Consider the following 19,177-nt stretch of genomic DNA (forward strand, 5'->3'; position numbering starts at 1 on the left):
GGAGACCCCCGATGTCCACGTCGCTTCTCATCCCGCGCGGGACCCCGCGCGTGCAGTATCTCGCCGACGGTATGCAGCGGGTCTTCACCTACCCGTTCCCGATCTTCGCCGACGCGGATCTGCAGGTCTTCCTGGGCGCTGCGCTGCAGAGCACCGGCTATGCTGTCGGCGGGGCGGGCGCCGGCGCGGGCGGGGCGGTGACCTTCGCCACGGCGCCGGCGGAGGGGACCGTCGTGCTGCTGCGCCGCCGGCTGCCGATCGAACGGCGCAGCGACTTCGGCGAAAGCGGGCCGCTGCCGGCCTCCGCCCTCAATGGCGAGCTGGACCGGCTGACGGCGATGCTGCAGCAGGTGGCGGGCGACCAGGAGCTGATGCTGCGCTATGGCGACAGCGACCTGCCGGCTTCGCCGCTGTTGCCGGAGCGGGCCTTGCGCCAGGGCAAGCTGCTGGCCTTCGACAGCGCCGGCAATCCGACAATCCGCCCGCCGGTGGACGAGGAGGCGCTGGCGACCTATGTGCCGCCGGGTGCCGGGGCCACCGCCCGGCCGGTGCGCGACAAGCTGGCCGACCTCGCGTCGGTGAAGGATTTCGGCGCGGTGGGCGACGGGCTGGTCGATGACACGCTGGCCCTGCAGACGGCGCTGACCTCGGCCCGCGCGGTGTTCGTGCCGCCGGGAACCTACCGCATCGCCAACACGCTGACGCTCGGTTATGGGCGGACGCTGTACGGGGTGGGGCAGGCGTCGGTGATCCGTGGCGCGTCCAACGGCTTCGATCTGATCCATCTGCCGGACGGCTACGCCACCCTGTCGGGCCTGCGGCTGGAGCAGGGCAAGGCGGGGGTGCGGCTGTTCGGGCGCGACGGGCCTTGCGTGCAGAACAGCCTGACCGACCTGACCCTGTGGGAGCCGGAGGTGGGGCTGGTCTTCGACGGCTACATTGATCCGAACCTGCCTTGCTACTGGAACAACATCGCCCGCGTGCTGGTGGCGCGGCCGTCGCGGCACGGGGTGTGGCTGACGCGGACGGGGGCGGGCGACACGCCGAACGCCAACCGCTTCCACGCCGTGCGGGTCTATTCGCTGTCGGCGCCGATGAGCGGCTGCGGTTTCTTCGTCGAACAGGGGCGCTTCAACAACGCCTTCTTCGACTGCGAGGCCAATCTGTGGCGGCAGGCGGAGGCCTGCTTCCGTGTCGGCGCCGTCACCGACAAGACGCTGATCGTGAATTTCTACGCCGAATCGCTGGGCGCCCTGCCGAACCTGCAACTGGATGCCGGGTCGGTGGAGACGGCGATCGTCAACCTGTTCTCCGCCGCCGCCGGGCCGGCGATCCTCGACCGGTCGGGCGGGCAGTATACGGCGGTCAATGCCGGCTATCCGGAGAAGAACCGGTTTCAGCGCAGCCGCGTCACCGAACTGGTGGTGGAGGCGTTGCGTTACGACACCGAGTATGTGGAGCCGGCCACGGGCGGGGTGGTGGCGCTGGACCTGAGCAGTTCGGTCTATCTGGCCAGCGCCTATGGCGGGGCGGTGGAGTTGCGTCTACCCAAGGCCGGGGATGCCAACGGCCATGCGGTGACGATCAAGCGCACCGATGCGTCGGTCAACCCGCTGACGGTGACCGAGCTTGGCGGGCCGGGGCCGGACGGGCGGACGCTGTCGCTCGGCAACCGGTATGACTTCGTCACGCTGGTGTCGAACGGGGCGGGCTGGTGGATCGTCGCCGGCAACAGCCAGCCGGGCAACGCCCATTATCACGACACCCCCGGCCTGTTCGAGCCGGACCTGAACCAGCAGCTCTATCTGGTCAGCGCCTGGAGCGGGGCGGTGGAGGTGCGGCTGCCGGCGCCGTCGGCCCCCCATGCGGTCGGGCGGACAGTCACCGTCAAGAAGTCCGATACCGGCGGCAACCGCGTCACCGTCACCCAGGTTGGTGGCGGCGGACCGGACAGCGAGGCCATCGCGCTGACCGCGCAGGGCCACGCGGTGACGGCGATGTCCAACGGCGCCGGCTGGCACATCCTGGGGCGGAATCCATGACGGGAAAGGACGACGACAGCTTTTTCGGCTTCGTCGATGGCTGGAACGCCATGGTGGAGCTGAAGACCCCCGCCCACCATGCGGAGATGGCCGGCTGGCTGGAGGAGCACATGGCCGGGCCGAACCGGCGGATGCTGCTGATGGCCTTTCGCGGGTCGGGAAAATCGACGCTGGTCGGGCTGTTCGCGGCCTGGCTGCTGCTGCGCGATCCCAACCGCCGGCTGCTGGTGCTGGCCGCCGACCTGAAGCTGGCGATGAAGATGGTGCGCAACGTCAAGCGCATCCTGGAACGCCATCCCGGCTGCAGCCATCTGAAGCCGCCGAGCAAGGAGCGCGACCAGTGGGCGGCCGACCGTTTCACCGTGGTGCGGCCGATGGAGTTGCGCGACCCGTCGATGGCGGCGGCGGGGATCGGCGGCAACATCACCGGCAGCCGCGCCGACGTGGTGATCTGCGACGACGTGGAGGTGCCGCGCAACGCCGACACAGCGGTGAAGCGCGCAGCATTGCGCGAGCGTCTGTCGGAGCTGGAGTATGTGCTGGTGCCGGGCGGAGCGCAGCTTTACGTCGGCACACCGCATGCGCAGGACAGCCTCTATGCCGAGGAAACCGACGACGGCAGCCCGCCTTTCCTGGATGGGTTCGAGCGGCTGGCCCTGCCGGTCTACACCGAGGATGAGCAGGGCAAGCGCACCTACACCTGGAAGGAGCGCTTCGGCGAGGCGCATGTCGCCCGCATCCGCAAATCCACCGGTCCGAACAAATTCACCAGCCAGATGCTGCTGCGCCCGGTCAGCGTCGCCGACGGGGTGCTGGACGTCGAAAAGCTCGGCCGTTACGAGGCGGAGTTGGAGTATCGCGAGGCGCTGGGCCGCGCGGTGCTGACGCTGGACGGGGTGAAGCTGGTCTCCGCCACCTGCTGGTGGGACCCGGCCTTCGCCCGGCCAGCGGGGGAGGGGGACGGCAGGGTGAAGAGCGGTGACGGCAGCGTGGTCGCCGCGGTCTTCGCCGGGGAGGACAAGCGCCTCTATCTGCACCGGGTGCGGTATCTCGCCGTCGATCCCAAGGCGCCGGAGACGGAGGCCGACCAGCAATGCCGGCAGGTCTCCCGTTTTCTGGCCGACAACCATCTGCCGGCGGTCCACATCGAGATCAACGGCATCGGCCGCTTCCTGCCCGGACTGCTGCGCGAACGGCTGCGCAATGACCGGCTGGCCGCCGGGGTGGTGGAGGAGTTCAGCCACACGCCCAAGGTCCGGCGCATTTTGGAAGCCTTCGACGCGCTGCTGGCCGACCGCCGCCTGCTGGCCCACCGGCAGGTCTGGGAAACGTCGTTTATCCGCGAGATGCGCGACTGGCGCCCGGACGGCCGCTATCGCGGTCCCGACGACGGGCTGGACGCGGTTGCCGGCTGCCTGGGCGCCGAACCCCACCGCTTCGATCGCAGCACCGCCCCGGCAGACCACCGCGCCGACTGGCGCGGTGCGGGTGCGGTGATGGCGGAGGCGGATTGGGAGCTTTGAGGGTGGCGGTCGCCCGCTCTCTGAAGTGGAAGTCTGCATCCCGTCCTCTCGACCGTCATCCCCGCCTTCGCGCGGATAGCGGTCGGTTGGGCGGAGTTCCGGCTTCAAGGGCAGGCAGCCGAGAAGATTTTTGCTTTCGACATCCCCACACCACACGAACGGGAGACCCCGATGCATGATGCCCTGACTGGAGGCCTGGATCTCGCCTGGTGGATCACCGCCGTCGAGCTGCCGGCGATGGGCGGGCTGTTCTGGCTGATCGCGCGGGTGCGCAAGGATGCGGACAGCGCGCTGGACGATCTGCGCAGCCGGGCCGAGGAGGCCCAGGCGCAGGTGCGCGAGAGCCTTGCCGCCTATAAGCTGGAGGTCGCGAAGACCTATGTCTCCTTCGCGACGCTCAAGGACGTGGAACAACGCCTGACCGACCATCTGCTGCGGATCGAGACCAAGCTCGATTCGGGCTTCATGCCGTTCGAGGGCGGGCGGCGCTGACCGGGGCCTTGACCTTGCGGGCCGGCTCAGTCGGCGTGGTGGATCATCGTCTGGTAGATCTTCCAGGCGACCTCGACCGACACGCCGCCGGCCCGCGCGCCGGCAGCCAGCATGGTGGCGCTCGGCTTCAGCGGGACCGCGGTCTGACCCGGTTCGCACAGTGCGCCCATGGCGGTGACCGAGCCGCCCAGTTCCGCGTCGCAGGGCTGGGTCTTCTTCATCAGGCTCATGGAAATCGCGTTCATGGCGGGTCCTCCGTTGACTTGGAACTGTCACAGCAAAAGCAATGCCAACCGGTGCGAACGGCCTGAAGTCAGGGAATCGTGGAGGTTGAGAGCGCGAAGCGACCGATCCGGCGGGGAAGGCCGCCGCCGAATTTCAAAAATACCCGCAAAATGCCGAATAGTTTCGAGTGTGCTTTGCAAAATGCAACGCGCGAAGCGTGCGGAATTGCATTCGGGGAGTCGATCTTGCGTTGTGCCGGCGCTTGCCGGCCGCAGCATGCGGCTTCGAGGTCTCTGGCCGGTGACCGCGCGTTGCGTTAGTGTCCCACCGTCATGACCGACCGTATCATTCATCACATGTGCCGCGCGGACGAGTGGGACGCCGCCCGCCCGGCCGGCCGCTATCCCGGCTCGTCCCAGGATGCCCGGGACGGCTTCATCCATTTCTCGACCGCCGCGCAGGTGGTGGAGAGCGCCGCAAAGCACCGCGCCGGCCAGGACGGCCTGCTGCTGTTGACGGTGGACGCCGACCGGCTGGGCGACGCCCTGCGCTGGGAGCCGTCGCGCGGCGGGCAGCTGTTCCCGCATCTCTATGGGCCGCTGCCGGTGGATGCCGTGCTGCGCGTCGATCCGCTGCCGCTGGGGCCGGACGGGCGCCATGTCTTCCCGGCCGGCTTTCCCTTCACCCTTCAGGACCTCGTTCCGTGATCGACCTCTATCCGCTTGCCGGGCCGCTGCTGTTCCGCTTCGACCCCGAGACCGCGCATGGCCTGACCATCAAGGCGTTGAAGTCCGGACTGGTCCCGCCGGCCCGCGGCAAGGACGAACCGGCGCTGCACACCCGCGTCTGGGGGCTGGACTTCACCAACCCGGTCGGGCTGGCTGCCGGCTTCGACAAGAATGCCGAGGTGGTCGACGCCATGCTGAACCTGGGCTTCGGTTTCGTCGAACCCGGCAGCGTCACCCCGCGGCCCCAGCCCGGCAACCCGCGCCCCCGCCTGTTCCGGCTGGTGGAGCAGCGGGCGGTCATCAACCGCATGGGCTTCAACAACGAGGGGCTGGAGGCCTTCGCCCAGCGGCTGGAACGCCGCCGTGACTCCGGCAAGCGCGCGCCCGGCATCGTCGGCGCCAATCTGGGCAAGAACAAGGACACGGTGGATGCCGCCGACGATTACGTGATCGGCGTGCGCCGGCTGGCGCCGCTGACCGACTATCTGGTCGTCAACGTCTCCTCCCCCAACACGCCGGGACTGCGCGCGCTGCAGGGCCGCGACCCGCTACGCGCCCTGCTGGAGCGGGTGCTGGAGGCGCGGGCCGCCTGCGGCCTGAGCCGCAACCCGCCGCTGCTGCTGAAGATCGCCCCTGATCTGACGGTTGAGGACAAGAGCGACATCGCCGCGGTGGCGCTGGAGAGCGGCATCGACGGGCTGATCGTCTCCAACACCACCATCGCCCGGCCCGACAGCATCCCGGCGGCGATGCGCAGCGAGGCCGGCGGCCTGTCCGGCGCGCCGCTGTTCGAAGCCTCCACCTCCGTCCTGCGCGAGATCTACGCGCTGACCGGCGGCAAGCTGCCGATCGTCGGCGTGGGCGGTGTCGCGACCGGCGAAGACGCCTATGCCAAGATCCGCGCCGGCGCCTCGCTGGTGCAGCTCTATTCGGCGATGGTCTATGCCGGGCCGGCGGTGGTCCACCGCATCCGCCGCGAACTGGCGGAGCTGCTGCGTCGCGACGGCTTCCGCTCGGTCGCCGAGGCGGTGGGGGCGGATCACCGCTGAGGGTCCGCAGGATGCGGCGGGCAGGAGCGTAGCATTAACGGATCGTCAAGCGGGTGCCCCGACAGTGAGGAGCCCGCCACGGTTCCGTGTCATGCTCCTGCCAGAGGCTGCGCACCCGTGAAGGCCCTGACCGCCGACCTCCGCCCCGGAACCGCCTCATCCGCGGCCGTTCCCTTCACCCTGGTTCCCGCGATGACCCTGCTGACGCACCTCGTCTATGCGCTGGCCTATCTGATCGCCGGGGTTTCGGCCGGTGCGGCGCTGTGGGCGCTGCGTCCGGAGGCCGATCCGCTGGTGGCGTGGCTGGCCGGCGCGCTGGTGGTGCTGGCGGGTGCCCTGGTCCATGACGTGGTGACGCGGCTGGAGCGCGAACGCAAGGCCGCCCGCCGTGTCGCCCGCCTGAACGACCGGGTGGAGGAGTTGGCCCATCTGCTGGAACAGCGGCTGGCGGCCGATCCCGGCGCCCAGCCCGACGGTGGCGTCCGCTACGACGCGGTGATGCAGGAGGTGAAGCTTCTGCAGTCGCTGGTCTCCCGCCTGACCGAACGGCGCGCTCCGCGTCCGCCGGCCGCAAGTGCCGAGCGCCGTCCCGCGCCGGCCCCGTCCGCCACTTCTCAGGCCGCGCCGGCGGCGCCGATGGACGACGCCGCGGTGCTGGAGGCGGTGCGCGACGCGCTGAAGGCCGACCGCATCGACGTCTATCTCCAGCCCATCGTCAGCCTGCCGCAGCGCAAGCACCGCTTCTACGAGGTATTCTCGCGCGTGCGGGCCGCCGACGGGCAGCAGATCATGCCCGACCGCTATCTCGACATCGCCGAGCGCGAGGGGCTGATCGCCACCATCGACAACCTGCTGCTGGTCCGCTGCGTTCAGCTGATCCGCGAGACGGAGCGGCGCCAGCACGCCATCGGATTCTTCGCCAACATCTCCGCCGCGACGCTGGCCGATGCGGAGTTCATGCGCCAATTCCTGAACATGATGGCGCAGAACCACGCCCTGGTGCCGAAACTGGTGTTCGAGTTGAGCCAGCAGGATCTGCGCGCCGGCGGGGCGGTGACGATGGGCATCCTGTCGCAGCTGGCGCGGCTGGGCTTCCGCTTCTCGATGGATCAGGTGACGGACCTCGCCATCGACCTGGACCGGCTGCTGCGCCACGAGTTCCGCTGCATCAAGCTGGACCGCGCCCTGGTGCTCGACCCCGCCAATGCCGCGCGCATCCGCGAGCTGCGCCACCGCTGCGCCGCCGAAGGCATCGACCTGATCGTCGAGAAGATCGAGACGGAGAACCAGCTGGTCGAGGTGCTCGACACCGGCTTCGACTTCGGCCAGGGCTACCTGTTCGGCGAACCGCGGCTGAGCCGGAAGCCGGAGTGAGGCGGCGTAAGACCCCCACCTATCCTCCCCCGCTGGGCGGGGGAGGGTTGGGGTGGGGGCAAGTGCTTGAGCCGCGCTCCCCTTGATTTCCGCCACCGCGCTTGACATTCCCCCACGCGGCGATGGAAATTTCGCGTTCCCGGCCAAGTCCGGGCACCCGATGCGGGTGAGACCAACACTAGTGAAATGGTGACTTCGGTGACGTCCAACATCGCCATCACGCTGCCCGACGGCAGCGTGCGGGAGTTCGACCGGCCGGTGACGGGGCTTGAGATTGCCCAGTCCATCGGTTCGCGCCTGGCCAAAGATGCGCTTGCCGTCAAGATCGACGGCACGGTGAAGGACCTCACCACCACCGTCACTACCAACGCCAAGATCGAGATCGTCACGCGCAACCACGGCGACGCTCTCGAGGTCATCCGCCACGACGCCGCCCATGTGCTGGCCGATGCGGTGCAGAAGCTCTATCCCGGCACGCAGGTCACGATCGGCCCGTCGATCGCCACCGGCTTCTACTATGACTTCGCGCGCGACGAGCCGTTCACGCCCGAGGATCTGGAGAAGATCGAGGCGAAGATGCGCGAGATCGTCGGCGCCGACATCCCGATCGTGCGCGAGGTCTGGGACCGCGACGAGGCGGTCGCCTACTTCAAGAAGCTCGGCGAGCATTACAAGGCCGAGCTGATCGAGGCGATCCCTCAGGGCGAGCCGGTGTCGATCTACCGCCAGGGTGACTGGCTGGATCTGTGCCGCGGCCCCCACGCCATGACCACGGGCAAGGTCGGGCAGGGCTTCAAGCTGATGAAGGTGGCCGGCGCCTATTGGCGCGGCGACAGCCGCAACCCCATGCTCCAGCGCATCTACGGCACCGCCTGGCGCGACGAGAAGGAGCTGAAGGCCTACCTGCACCAGATCGAGGAGGCGGAGAAGCGCGACCACCGCAAGCTGGGCAAGGAACTGGACCTGTTCCATGTGCAGGAAGAGGCGGTCGGCTCGGTCTTCTGGCATCCGAAGGGCTGGACGCTCTACCAGACGCTGGAAACCTACATCCGCACCAAGCTGAAGGCCGCCGGCTATGTCGAGGTCAAGACGCCGCAGCTGATCGACAGCTCGCTGTTCAAGGCGTCGGGCCACTGGGACATGTATGGCGACAACATGTTCAAGGTGGAGGCCGACGGCGGCGAGAAGCTGCTGGGCATCAAGCCGATGAACTGCCCCGGCCATGTCCAGATCTTCCGCCACGGCCTGCGCTCCTACCGCGACCTGCCGATCCGCATGGCCGAGTTCGGCGCCTGCCACCGCAACGAGCCGTCGGGTGCGCTGCACGGCATCATGCGCGTCCGCGCCTTCACCCAGGACGACGCCCACATCTTCTGCACCGAGGATCAGGTGCAGAGCGAGGCGGCCGAGTATTTCAAGCTGCAGCTCGGCGTTTACAGGGATCTGGGCTTCGACAAGATCTCGGTGAAGCTGGCTCTGCGTCCGGACGTCCGCACCGGCGCCGACGAGCTGTGGGACCGGGCCGAAGGGGCGCTGGCCCAGGCGCTGCGCGACGCCGGGCTGGAGTATGAGGAACTGCCGGGCGAGGGCGCTTTCTACGGCCCCAAGGTGGAGTTCCACCTGACCGACGCCATCGGCCGGACCTGGCAGTGCGGCACGCTGCAGTACGACCCGAACCTGCCGGAACGACTCGATGCCAGCTATATCGGCGAGGATGGCGCTCGCCATCGGCCGATCATGCTGCACCGGGCGATTCTGGGGTCGATGGAGCGCTTCATCGGCATGCTGATCGAGCATTATGCCGGCAAGTTCCCGCTGTGGCTGTCGCCGGTGCAGGTCACCGTCGCCACCATCACCAGCGAGGCCGACGGCTATGCCGAGGAAGTGGCCAAGCTGTTGAAGCGCAAGGGCCTGCGCGTCGAACTCGACACCCGCAACGAGAAGATCAACCTGAAGGTCCGCGAGCACAGCCTGCAGAAGGTCCCCCTGATGCTGGTTGTCGGAAAGAGGGAAGCGGACGAACGGACGGTCGCGCTCCGCGTGCTGGGCGGCAAGGATCAGGAAATTCTTGCCCTCGACGCCGCCGTGGCTAAACTGGTTGAGGAAGCGAGATCGCCTGCCGGCGAAACCGTGACCGATTCGCCGTTTTAACCGACCGCGCGACGCCGCCGGCCCTCCTCTGGACGGCCGGCTTCCGCGTGGTTTCAGACCATGGAGAAGCGTCCATAGCCAGGATTCCGTCCGAAGCCGCCCCGACCCGCGAAGGCCCGCGGGTTAACCGGGAGATCTCGGCTCGTTCCGTTCGTCTCGTCGGTGCCGACGGCGAGATGATCGGGGTGGTGTCGTTGCGCGATGCTCTGCTGGCCGCTGAGGATGCCGGTCTCGATCTGGTCGAGATCGCTCCCCAGGCGGAACCGCCCGTCTGCAAAATCCTCGACTATGGCAAGTTCAAGTACGAGGCGCAGAAGAAGGCGAACGAGGCCCGCAAGAAGCAGAAGATCATCGAGGTCAAGGAGATCAAGCTCCGACCGAACATCGATGACAACGACTATGACGTGAAGATGCGCTCGGCGCGCCGTTTCCTCGAGGAAGGTGACAAGGTCAAGGTGACCCTGCGCTTCCGCGGCCGTGAAATGGCGCACCAGGATCTGGGTATGAATGTGCTGGTCCGCGTCCGCGACGAACTGACAGAACTGGCGAAGGTCGAGCAGATGCCGAAGCTCGAAGGCCGCCAGATGGTCATGGTGCTGGCTCCGCGCTGACGCCGGGGTGAGATTACGGAAAAGGCCCGTCCGGGATGCCGGACGGGCCTTTTTTCTTTGCTGAATGCGGCAGTGCCTTGCCCCCTCCCCAACTTCCTCACCGCAGCGGCCGGTCGTCGACGATGACGACATAGCAGGTGTGGCGGGTGTATTTGGCGCAGCTGTCAAGGGCGCCGCGGCGGGCGGCGTCCTCGCTGGGCATGCCGGATTTCCAGCCGAAGGCGCCGTCCTGCGACACAGCGAAGGCCTTGCGGCCGGCCGCCGCGACATAGGCGCCGAACTTGTCGCGGCCGGAGGCCGACAGCTCCTTCGGCGGCTCCAGGCTGACGCGGGTGCCGAGCGGCGCCTCCGCCGGGGCGGCGGCATCGGCGGCGGCGCCGGCCGGGCGGTCGTTGAGATAGGCGATGCGGCAGCCCTTCTGGGTGTGGGACGCGCAATTCTCCAGCGCGCCCTTCTGCGCCTCGTCCAGGCTGCGCATGCCCGACTTCCAGCCATAGGCGCCATCGGGCGACACCGCGAAGGCCTTGTTGCCGCCGGCCTCGATGTAGGCGGGGAATTTGGCCCGGTTGGCGGCGGACAGCTCCGACGGCGGGGGAAGCGCCGGCAGCGACAGCGCCATCGGCGTGTCGCGCAGCACCAGCCCGTTCTTCGCCAGGAACCGGTCGACCATCGGCGTCCATTGCGGGATGGCGGTGCTGAAGAAGCCATGCCCGTCCTTTCCGGTGGGCGGGGCAGCGATGAACTCCGCTCGTCCGCCCTCATGGATGAAGGCCTCCCACAGGCGCCGGGCGAGGTCGGGGCCGAAGAACAGGTCGTTCTCGGCATAGATCCACAGGGTGGGAACGCGCGAGCTGCGGCCCAGCGTGCCGAAGGCGGCGACCAGCCGGTTCTCCTGGCAGACCTCGTTGTCAGCGACGGAGCCGCGGCCGCCGGCGAAGCTGATGGCGGCCTTCAGTCCCGGCGGCGGATCGGCGCTGAGCGCGATGCTGGCCAGCCCGCCGGCCGAGACGCCGACCGCGACGATGCGGCTGGCGTCGGCGAAGGGTTGGGTCGCGACATAGCGGATGGCCTGACGCAGATCCTCGGCGCTCTGGCGGGCGGAATGCAGGTAGTCGGGGTTGCTGCAGGCGCCGGTCGTCTCGCTGTAGGGACCGTCCGATCCGCCATAGCCGCGCCGCATCACCGCCACCACCGCCCAGCCGCGCCGGGCGAACTCGCGGGCTTCCGGCAGATAGCGCAGCGGCGTCATCTGCGCCCGGTCTGCCGGATCGCGCGGCGTGCCGTGGCTGAGAACGGCGATGGGATAGGGGCCGGGGCCGTCCGGCCGCAGCAGCATCGCCTCCAGCGCGGCGGAGCTGCCGTCGGGGAAACGCGCGGGGATCGACAGCGCCGTCTGCGTCAGCCCCTCCGCCAGGGCGGGGCCGCAGCACAGCAGCAGGAACAGCAGGGGGAGCAGGCGGCGCAGGGTCATGGTCGGCGCAGTCTTCGCGTGGGGAAGGGGCTGCGCAGTTGTACGCCAACTTTGGCTTGGCGTCAGCGGAGGAAGGTGTCGGCTGCCGATGCCCCCACCCTAACCCTCCCCCGCTCTCAGCGGACCTACGGTCCGCCTGCCGCGTCAGCACAAAGCATAGCTTTGTGCGAGAGCTGGGCAGGGGAGGGGACAAGTGCTTGTTCGGAAAGGCAGCGGCAGTCCCTCCCCGCCCAGCGGGGGAGGTTAGGTGGGGGTCTAACGCCGTCCTACTCCACCCCCTGCCGCGCCACGCGCAGCGCCTCGGCCAGCACCTCCGCGTCGCCGATGTGGTTGGCGAGCAGCAGAATCAGCTTGGCGTTGAGGCGGGTGCTCTGGTCGGGGGTCAGGTCGCGGTGGCTGTCGATCAGCAGCTGGTACACGTCGTCCGGGCTGGCGAAACGTTGCTCGGTCATCAGGTTGGCCATGGGTGGAACTCCGGAAAATCGGGGGATCAGCAGCGGCCGGTGGCGCGGTTCAGCGCGGCGGACAGGGCCGCGGCGTCGAAGCGGCGCCAGCGGGCGGCGATGTGCTGGTCGGGGCGGATCAGATAGACGCTGCCCGGCGTCAGGTCGTAGCGTTCGCGCAGGCGGCCGGCACTGTCGACCAGCTCCCCGGCGATGCCGCGACGCCGCTCGGTCACCGCGTGCCAGGCCAGCGGCAGCGGCCCGGCGGCGAGACCGTCCAGTGCCTCCGCCACCTCGGCCGGAACCGGCCCGTCACCGGCGGCGTAGAGCACGGTGAAGCGGCCGTCCAGCGCCTCCATCAGCCAGCCGGGATGGCCGTCGCGCTCCACCGGCGCATCGGTGGCGGGGGCGCCCGGCACCATCTTGCCGGCGAAAACGTCGCCGTCCGGCGTGTTCAGCGGGCTATCGCTGTAGGTGGTGGGGGTGGACAGCCGGCCGGAATTGACCAGCGAGCGGGCGAAGGGCTGGTCGACCGCAAGCTCCAGCACGGCGTCGCGGAAGACGCGGCTCATCTCGCTCTTCGGCGTGATGAAGTCGGTGGAGCGGGTGGAGTTCAGGATGTTCTCCTTGGCCGCCGCCACCCGTTCGTCGCTGTAGCTGTCGAGCAGCGAGTCGGGCGCCTTGCCGTCCAGCACCAGCGCCAGCTTCCACACCAGATTGTCGGCGTCGGGCACGCCGCTGTTGGCGCCGCGGGCGCCGAAGGGCGAGACCTGATGCGCCGAATCGCCGGCGAACAGGATGCGGCCATGGCGGAACCGCTCCAGCCGGCGGCACTGGAAGGTGTAGACCGACACCCATTCCAGCTCGAACGGCGTGTCGGCGCCCAGCATCGCCTGGACGCGGGGGATGACGCGCTCCGGCTTCTTCTCCTCCTCCGGGTCGGCGTCCCAACCCAGTTGGAAGTCGAGGCGCCAGACATTGTCGGGCTGCATGTGCAGCAGGGCCGACTGCTTGCGGTGGAAGGGCGGGTCGAACCAGAACCAGCGTTCCGCCGGGAAATCGGCCTTCATCACCACGTCGGCGATCAGGAAGCGGTCCTTGAACACCTCTCCCTGGAACTCCAGCCCCAGCATCTTGCGCACCGACGACTTGGCGCCGTCGCAGGCGATCACCCAATCGGCCTCCACCGCATGGACGCCGTCGGGCGTCTCCACCTGCAGGACGACATGGTCGGCCTCCTGCTTGGCGGAGATGACGCGCGACAGCCAGCGCAGGTCGATCAGCTCGCTTTTCTGGGCTTGCCTGACCAGGAAATCCTCCAGGTAATATTGCTGGAGGTTGATGAAGGCGGGGATCTTGTGGTCCGGCTCCGGCAGCAGGTCGAACTGGTAGACCATGCTGTCGCCGTTGAAGACCTTGCCGATCTTCCACACCACGCCCTTGTCGATCATGCGCTGGCCGACGCCCAGCCGGTCCCACACCTCCAGCGCGCGCTTGGCATAGCAGACGGCGCGGCTGCCGACGCTGACGGTGTCCTCGGCGTCGAGCACCACAACCGGCACGCCCTTGCGCGCGAAGTCGAGCGCCGCGGTCAGCCCAACCGGGCCGGCGCCGATGACCACCACAGGATGACGCCGGACGGTGCCGGTGCGCTGTTCGTCCGATGGAACGTAGCTGTATTTCGGATAGCTGAAAGTCGCGTGCATTGGGCGTTTCCTCCCCCGGAAACCATGACAGGACGCGTTGGCGGCCCGGCCGCGGAGCAGCCGGCCTTGTGGCGGATTGTTATTGTTGCCAACGATACAGTTGCATTTGATACCAATCAAGCTTTCGCTTCATCATCGGCGGGACTGCCGGTGAAGCGATACAGACATGTTCATTATGGCGGAAAATCAGTATCGCGTACAGCGTGCGGCGGTGTAGCCTTGCGGCAAAAGACCGAATAGAGACACCGAGGAACGCCCGATAATGACCGCCCCCACCTTGCCGCGCCCGACCGTCTACGCGATCGACGGCGTGATCCCCGTCATCGACCCGACTGCTTTCGTCCATCCTTCCGCCGTGCTGATCGGCGACGTGGTGGTCGGGCCGGGCTGCTATGTCGGCCCCTGCGCCAGCCTGCGCGGCGATTTTGGCCGGATCGTGCTGCAGCGGGGCAGCAACGTGCAGGACAACTGCACGATCCACGCCTTTCCCGGCCATGACGCCATCGTCGAGGAGGACGGGCATGTCGGCCATGGCGCCGTGCTGCACGGCTGCATCGTCCGCCGCAACGCGCTGGTCGGCATGAATGTGGTGGTGATGGACGGCGCGGAGATCGGCGAGGAGTCGATCGTCGCCGCCATGGCCTTTGTCAAGGCCGGTTTCGTCGTGCCGCCGCGCACGCTGGTGGCCGGCCTGCCGGCCAAGGTGATGCGCGAGCTGCGGCCGGACGAGGTCGCCTGGAAGTCGGAAGGCACGGAGGAATACCAGCGCCTCGCCCGCCGCTCGCTCGCCACCATGGTCGCCTGCGCTCCGCTGGAGGCGGAGGAGCCCGGCCGCGGCCGCGTCGATGCGGGGACGAGCCAGCCGTTGCACAAGGTGAAGGGGGGGTGAGGGGCTTTACTCTCGGGGCAGGGCGTCCGCTGGGATCTCGTAGAAGCCGCCGCTGCGGTGGGTGAAGAAGCCGAGTTGGCGGTTGATCGCCAGCATCGGCGCGTTCACCTGGTTGTTGCCCGTGGTCATCAGTTCCACGTTCGGCAGCGACTTGCGGACATGCAACAGCGCGGCGGCCTTGATCGCCTTGCCAAGCCCCTGTCCGCGCCGGTCCCGCCGAACCCCCATCAGATTGTGGCCGGCGCGGTCGGGGGTATCGGAGAACCAGAGCAGATCCGCCATGGCGGCAAGCTCGCCATTCGCATCCGTCAGCGCCAGCATGTGATGGCGGCCATTCTGTTGGTCAATCCGTCCGTACCAGTCCTCGATCATCGAGGCGGAATCTTCGATGACCGGGATGCTCACCCGGTCGCGCGGAATGTCGGCGACCATCGCGTTGATCGCCGGCAGCATCCGCTCAAACGCCGCCATCGGCACGCGGTCGGCATAAGTGGTGAGCGAAAGATCGGCGGGAAGGGTGGCAAACCAGCGCTCCACCATCGCCCAATCGACCCGGTCGAGGCGCAGGTGATTTTCTTCGTAGCGCATCGTTTCCTCCCCACCGAAGTGACGCAGGAAGGCGTGGCCGTCCTCCTGTTCGGTGGTGGATGTCACGAGACTGCGCCCGGCAGCCGCCGCCAGGGTGCCAACCTTGCCGAGAAGACTGGTGCCGATGCCCCGGCGGCGGAATTCCTTGCAGACGCTGCCGTGAACGAACATCTGGTGGCCATTGGATGCCATCTCCGGATGGTTCCAGTCCGGCAGATCGGTATAGATGTATCCAATGATCCGCTCGCCCGCCCCGGTATCCTCCCAAGCCGCCCAGCCTACGTGCTGCCAATAGGGGCTCCGCTTGCGCCTGGACGCCTCGACCGCGGCATCGGGAAGCAGCGGTTCGTCACGGCAGGATTCGGCGTGGCGGATGCGACGGAACTCGTGAAAGGCCGCCCATTCCGCCGCCGATGCGCTGTGCAGGTCGAGAGGGCGGATGCTGATGGTGGGCGCAGCCATGCGGCCTCCGGCGGGTGATGGTGTGGAGGCGACGTTAACGATTCCACCAGAGCGTGTGAATGGGGTGGTCGATCCGGATCGATGCGGCCTTACGTCACAACAGCAACGCTGCTCAGTTTCCCTCGCTCTGCGCTTCCTCAACCTGCGCGCCCACCGGCGCCGGGCGGGTGGCGAGCTGGTCGGCGCGGGCCTGCAGCCGGGACAGCAGCGTATCGAGTTGTGCCCGCTCGTCGATCGACAGGGCGTCGGTGACCTCTTCCTCATAGGTCAGGGCCATCGGCACGATCTCGGCATAGATCGCCAGCGCCTTGGGCGTCAGGGTCAGCAGGGCCTTGCGCCGGTCGGTGTCGCCCGATTCGCGCAGGATCAGCGCCGAATCGAGCATGCGGCTGATGGCGCGGCTGACCTGCACCTTGTCCATCGCGGTGCGCTGCGCAATCTCTCCCGCGCTCATCGTCTCGCCGCCGCCCAGCACGGCGATGATCCGCCATTCCGGGATCGTGATGCCGAACCGCTTCTCGTACAGCTTGGCCAGCGTGTGGCTGACCGTATTGGCCAGAACCGACAGCCGGTAGGGCAGGAAGCGCGTCAGGTGCAGCGCCGGCAATTCTGTCGGCACGGCTGCGGGATTGGATGATGCGGTGCGGGAACGGCGGGCGGGCGGCATCGGCGGGGCGTCGTCTGTAAGGGAGGTCGCGGGTGCCCCCATCCTGCGCTGTAATTTGGCTCTTGCAACAGTTTCAAACGAAACTAAAATGGCGGCAACGGAACAAGTCTGCCGACGTCTGTCGTGAACGGGATCGGCGGCACAGCAGGGGGAAGCGCCATGAAGAATTGGATTTCGTTTCCGAAGGTCGAAGGCACCGCGTCGCGTCAGGCCCATGTCCGGCTTCCCGCCGGCACCTACGAGCGCGAGATTGGGCGCGAAGGCTTCTTCGGCCCGGCGACCCAGATGCACCATGCCCACCCGCCGACCGGCTGGACCAGCTTCGACGGGCCGCTGCGCCCGCGCGCCTTCGACCTGAACCATGTCGATTCCATGCCCGGCTGCCCGTTGGAGGCACCGGCCCTGATGGGCAACGGGGCGACCCAGGTGCGGCTGTGGCGCTTCAAGGGCAAGATGGACCATCTGGCCCGCAACGCCGACGGCGACGACCTGCTGTTCTTCCACCAGGGCGGCGGTCACCTGTTCTGCGACTACGGCCATCTGGAGGTGCGCGAGGGCGATTATGTCGTGCTGCCGCGCAACACCTGCTGGCGGCTGGAAACGGACGAGGCGGTGATGGTGCTGATGGTGGAGGCCACCAACGACGCCTACAAGCTGCCGCACAAGGGGCTGGTCGGCACCCACGCCATCTTCGATCCGGCGGTGCTGGACGTCCCGGCACTGGACGACGCCTTCCAGGCGCAGAAGCACGAGCGCGAGACTCTGGTCCGGGTCAAGAAGCGCGGGCAGCTCTGCGCCATGACCTATCCGTTCAACCCGCTGGACGCGGTGGGCTGGCATGGCGATCTGGCGCCGGTGCGGCTGAACTGGCGCGATATCCGGCCGCTGATGAGCCACCGCTACCACCTGCCGCCCTCGGCGCACAGCACCTGGATCGCTGGGCGCTTCATCATCTGCACCTTCGTGCCGCGGCCCATCGAGTCGGATCCGGAGGCGCTGAAGCTGCCCTATTATCACTCGAACGACGATTTCGACGAGGTGCTGTTCTATCACCGCGGCCAGTTCTTCTCGCGCGACAACATCCATCCCGGCATGGTCACCTACCACCCCTCGGGCTTCCCGCATGGGCCGCACCCGAAGGCCTACGAGGTGGCGCAGAAGTTCGAGCGCAAGGAAACCGACGAGGTCGCGGTGATGATCGACACCCGCGATCCGCTGGACGTCTACCAGGCGATGGAAGGCGTCGAATGGGGCGCCTACGCCGACAGCTGGAAGGCGAAATGAGCGCCCACCCGGAAACAAGGGTCAAGGCTGCCGGACGCTGAATTGTGAGGAAGGGAAGAGACGAATGAAGCTGGCAAGTTTGAAGGCGGGCGGACGCGACGGCACCCTGGTCGTGGTGTCGCGCGACCTGACCCGCGCCACCCCTGTGCCGGAGATCGCCCGCACCCTGCAGGCGGCGCTGGACGACTGGACGGCGCTGGCGCCGAAGCTGGAGGAGGCCTATCGGGCGCTGAACGCCGATCCGGCGGCCGGCCGGCCCTTCGACCCGGCCGAGGCGGCCTCGCCGCTGCCGCGCGCCTACCAGTGGGCGGACGGATCGGCCTACGTCAACCATGTGGAGCTGGTCCGCAAGGCGCGCGGGGCGGAGATGCCGCCCAGCTTCTGGACCGACCCGCTGATGTATCAGGGCTGCTCCGACAGTTTCCTGGCGCCGACCGACCCGATCCCGGCGGCGACCGAGGCCTGGGGCATCGATTTCGAGGCGGAGATCGCCGTCATCACCGGCGACGTGCCGATGGGCGTTTCGGCCGATGCGGCGCGCGGTCAGATCCGGCTGCTGATGCTGGTCAATGACGTGTCCTTGCGCAACCTGATCCCGGCGGAGCTGGGCAAGGGCTTCGGCTTCTTCCAGTCCAAGCCGGCCTCCAGCTTCTCCCCCGTCGCGGTGACGCCGGACGAGTTGGGCGACGCCTGGGACGGCGGCAAGCTGCACCGGCCGCTGGTGACGACGCTCAACGGCGAAGCCTTCGGCAAGCCGGATGCCGGGGTCGACATGACCTTCGACTTCCCGACGCTGATCGCCCATGCCGCCAAGACCCGCCATCTGGCGGCCGGCAGCATCATCGGGTCGGGCACGGTGTCGAACAAGCTGGACGGCGGCCCGGGCAAGCCGGTGTCGGCCGGCGGCGTTGGCTATTCCTGCCTCGCCGAACTGCGGATGATCGAGACCATCGAGCACGGCGCGCCGAAGACCCCCTTCATGCGCTTCGGCGACCGCGTGCGGATCGAACTGTTCGACACGGACGGCGCCAGCGTGTTCGGCGCCATCGACCAGCAGGTGGTGCGGTACGAGGGGGCTTGAGGCGGCAGCGATCAGGTCTGCAGCCCGGTCTGCAGGTTGAGATGAGGGCGTCGGCGGGGTGCACAAGCAATCCGCAGGCGCCCTTTTCGCACTTGCGGCAATTCGTCTCGTTGTCGGCATCGCGATCCATAGTTGTCCAGATAATTGAACGGCTCATCATTGAATCGCAAAAACCGGCATGTCAGCCGGTTATTATCGAATATAAGGTGGCCCCCTGTTCCCCAATTGGTGCCGCCTTTCCGTTCATCCCGGAACTTTGGGCGGACCGGACAACGGTGTCGCGATGAAGGCCAATTTCAGGACGAAGATCATCATCGGTATGGCCGCCGTGCTGGCGGCGGGGGCGGCGGGGGCGGCGGGGGCGGCGGCGGTTACGGCGGTGTCGCTGGTT

At 68.0% G+C, this 19,177-nt stretch carries 17 protein-coding genes; 11 read left to right on the forward strand and 6 right to left on the reverse strand.

Annotated features, from left to right (window positions below):
• The first annotated feature begins 11 nt into the window (after window positions 1-11).
• The 3 genes from TSH20_RS17690 to TSH20_RS17700 all read left to right on the forward strand — a co-directional run bounded on the left by TSH20_RS17690 (window position 12) and on the right by TSH20_RS17700 (window position 4,057).
• Window positions 12-2,042 carry a glycosyl hydrolase family 28-related protein gene (locus tag TSH20_RS17690; RefSeq protein ID WP_109075940.1) on the forward strand — a complete coding sequence of 677 codons (2,031 nt, stop codon included), beginning with the start codon at window positions 12-14 and terminating at the stop codon, window positions 2,040-2,042.
• Window positions 2,039-3,565 carry a phage terminase large subunit gene (gene terL / locus TSH20_RS17695; protein WP_109075941.1) on the forward strand — a complete coding sequence of 509 codons (1,527 nt, stop codon included), beginning with the start codon at window positions 2,039-2,041 and terminating at the stop codon, window positions 3,563-3,565. Before TSH20_RS17690 ends, terL begins: the two co-directional genes overlap by 4 nt.
• A gap of 171 nt (window positions 3,566-3,736) precedes the next feature.
• Window positions 3,737-4,057, forward strand: coding sequence for a hypothetical protein (locus tag TSH20_RS17700; RefSeq protein ID WP_109075942.1), 321 nt, complete (start codon window positions 3,737-3,739; stop codon window positions 4,055-4,057).
• Window positions 4,058-4,083: 26 nt separating this feature from the next.
• Here the strand turns inward: TSH20_RS17700 and TSH20_RS17705 are convergent, their stop codons facing one another.
• Entirely contained in the window at window positions 4,084-4,302 is a 219-nt protein-coding gene (locus TSH20_RS17705; RefSeq protein WP_109075943.1) for a hypothetical protein, read from the reverse strand.
• A gap of 312 nt (window positions 4,303-4,614) precedes the next feature.
• Here TSH20_RS17705 and TSH20_RS17710 point away from each other — a divergent pair, with 312 nt between their 5' ends.
• The 5 genes from TSH20_RS17710 to infC all read left to right on the forward strand — a co-directional run bounded on the left by TSH20_RS17710 (window position 4,615) and on the right by infC (window position 10,195).
• On the forward strand, window positions 4,615-4,989 hold the full coding sequence (locus TSH20_RS17710) for a DUF952 domain-containing protein (RefSeq protein ID WP_109075944.1): 375 nt from the start codon (window positions 4,615-4,617) through the stop codon (window positions 4,987-4,989).
• A complete protein-coding gene (locus TSH20_RS17715) occupies window positions 4,986-6,059 on the forward strand; it encodes a quinone-dependent dihydroorotate dehydrogenase (protein ID WP_109075945.1) in 1,074 nt (357 codons plus the stop codon). Before TSH20_RS17710 ends, TSH20_RS17715 begins: the two co-directional genes overlap by 4 nt.
• Before the next feature lie 117 nt (window positions 6,060-6,176).
• Window positions 6,177-7,433: an EAL domain-containing protein gene (locus tag TSH20_RS17720; RefSeq protein ID WP_247871616.1), complete on the forward strand. Its 1,257-nt coding sequence runs from the start codon at window positions 6,177-6,179 to the stop codon at window positions 7,431-7,433.
• Window positions 7,434-7,619: 186 nt separating this feature from the next.
• On the forward strand, window positions 7,620-9,584 hold the full coding sequence (gene thrS, locus TSH20_RS17725) for a threonine--tRNA ligase (RefSeq protein ID WP_109075946.1): 1,965 nt from the start codon (window positions 7,620-7,622) through the stop codon (window positions 9,582-9,584).
• A gap of 83 nt (window positions 9,585-9,667) precedes the next feature.
• Window positions 9,668-10,195 (forward strand): translation initiation factor IF-3, encoded by a 528-nt coding sequence (gene infC, locus TSH20_RS17730; RefSeq protein ID WP_109075960.1) that lies wholly within the window; start codon window positions 9,668-9,670, stop codon window positions 10,193-10,195.
• A gap of 97 nt (window positions 10,196-10,292) precedes the next feature.
• On the opposite strand, the gene TSH20_RS17735 is transcribed toward infC, so the two are convergent.
• The 3 genes from TSH20_RS17735 to TSH20_RS17745 all read right to left on the reverse strand — a co-directional run bounded on the left by TSH20_RS17735 (window position 10,293) and on the right by TSH20_RS17745 (window position 13,815).
• A complete protein-coding gene (locus TSH20_RS17735) occupies window positions 10,293-11,666 on the reverse strand; it encodes a CocE/NonD family hydrolase (protein WP_109075947.1) in 1,374 nt (457 codons plus the stop codon).
• 266 nt (window positions 11,667-11,932) lie between these two features.
• Window positions 11,933-12,130: a DUF2783 domain-containing protein gene (locus TSH20_RS17740; protein WP_109075948.1), complete on the reverse strand. Its 198-nt coding sequence runs from the start codon at window positions 12,128-12,130 to the stop codon at window positions 11,933-11,935.
• A gap of 26 nt (window positions 12,131-12,156) precedes the next feature.
• Window positions 12,157-13,815: an FAD-dependent oxidoreductase gene (locus TSH20_RS17745; RefSeq protein WP_109075949.1), complete on the reverse strand. Its 1,659-nt coding sequence runs from the start codon at window positions 13,813-13,815 to the stop codon at window positions 12,157-12,159.
• 262 nt (window positions 13,816-14,077) lie between these two features.
• Here TSH20_RS17745 and TSH20_RS17750 point away from each other — a divergent pair, with 262 nt between their 5' ends.
• Window positions 14,078-14,704, forward strand: a complete 627-nt coding sequence (locus tag TSH20_RS17750) for a transferase hexapeptide repeat family protein (protein ID WP_109075950.1) — start codon at window positions 14,078-14,080, stop codon at window positions 14,702-14,704.
• 6 nt (window positions 14,705-14,710) lie between these two features.
• Here the strand turns inward: TSH20_RS17750 and TSH20_RS17755 are convergent, their stop codons facing one another.
• Both TSH20_RS17755 and TSH20_RS17760 read right to left on the reverse strand, forming a co-directional pair.
• Entirely contained in the window at window positions 14,711-15,754 is a 1,044-nt protein-coding gene (locus TSH20_RS17755) for a GNAT family N-acetyltransferase (protein WP_109075951.1), read from the reverse strand.
• 112 nt (window positions 15,755-15,866) lie between these two features.
• On the reverse strand, window positions 15,867-16,373 hold the full coding sequence (locus tag TSH20_RS17760; protein ID WP_247871615.1) for a MarR family transcriptional regulator: 507 nt from the start codon (window positions 16,371-16,373) through the stop codon (window positions 15,867-15,869).
• 207 nt (window positions 16,374-16,580) lie between these two features.
• On the opposite strand from TSH20_RS17760, the gene TSH20_RS17765 reads away from it, so the two are divergent.
• Together TSH20_RS17765 and TSH20_RS17770 are read left to right on the forward strand one after the other, a co-directional pair.
• Window positions 16,581-17,705 carry a homogentisate 1,2-dioxygenase gene (locus TSH20_RS17765; RefSeq protein WP_109075953.1) on the forward strand — a complete coding sequence of 375 codons (1,125 nt, stop codon included), beginning with the start codon at window positions 16,581-16,583 and terminating at the stop codon, window positions 17,703-17,705.
• 64 nt (window positions 17,706-17,769) lie between these two features.
• Complete coding sequence (locus TSH20_RS17770) at window positions 17,770-18,786, forward strand: fumarylacetoacetate hydrolase family protein (protein ID WP_109075954.1); 1,017 nt, start codon at window positions 17,770-17,772, stop codon at window positions 18,784-18,786.
• The last annotated feature ends 391 nt before the right edge of the window (window positions 18,787-19,177 follow it).

This window comes from Azospirillum sp. TSH20, assembly GCF_003115935.1.
Taxonomy (GTDB): domain Bacteria; phylum Pseudomonadota; class Alphaproteobacteria; order Azospirillales; family Azospirillaceae; genus Azospirillum.

Coding starts and splice junctions, on each gene's coding strand:
- TSH20_RS17765 (WP_109075953.1), top strand. CDS start 16,581: ATGAAGAATTGGATTTCGTTTCCGAAGGTCGAAGGCACCGCGTCGCGT.
- terL (WP_109075941.1), top strand. CDS start 2,039: ATGACGGGAAAGGACGACGACAGCTTTTTCGGCTTCGTCGATGGCTGG.
- TSH20_RS17750 (WP_109075950.1), top strand. CDS start 14,078: ATGACCGCCCCCACCTTGCCGCGCCCGACCGTCTACGCGATCGACGGC.
- TSH20_RS17700 (WP_109075942.1), top strand. CDS start 3,737: ATGCATGATGCCCTGACTGGAGGCCTGGATCTCGCCTGGTGGATCACC.
- TSH20_RS17770 (WP_109075954.1), top strand. CDS start 17,770: ATGAAGCTGGCAAGTTTGAAGGCGGGCGGACGCGACGGCACCCTGGTC.
- TSH20_RS17690 (WP_109075940.1), top strand. CDS start 12: ATGTCCACGTCGCTTCTCATCCCGCGCGGGACCCCGCGCGTGCAGTAT.
- thrS (WP_109075946.1), top strand. CDS start 7,620: ATGGTGACTTCGGTGACGTCCAACATCGCCATCACGCTGCCCGACGGC.
- TSH20_RS17735 (WP_109075947.1), bottom strand. CDS start 11,666: ATGACCCTGCGCCGCCTGCTCCCCCTGCTGTTCCTGCTGCTGTGCTGC.
- TSH20_RS17710 (WP_109075944.1), top strand. CDS start 4,615: ATGACCGACCGTATCATTCATCACATGTGCCGCGCGGACGAGTGGGAC.
- TSH20_RS17705 (WP_109075943.1), bottom strand. CDS start 4,302: ATGAACGCGATTTCCATGAGCCTGATGAAGAAGACCCAGCCCTGCGAC.
- TSH20_RS17740 (WP_109075948.1), bottom strand. CDS start 12,130: ATGGCCAACCTGATGACCGAGCAACGTTTCGCCAGCCCGGACGACGTG.
- TSH20_RS17745 (WP_109075949.1), bottom strand. CDS start 13,815: ATGCACGCGACTTTCAGCTATCCGAAATACAGCTACGTTCCATCGGAC.
- TSH20_RS17755 (WP_109075951.1), bottom strand. CDS start 15,754: ATGGCTGCGCCCACCATCAGCATCCGCCCTCTCGACCTGCACAGCGCA.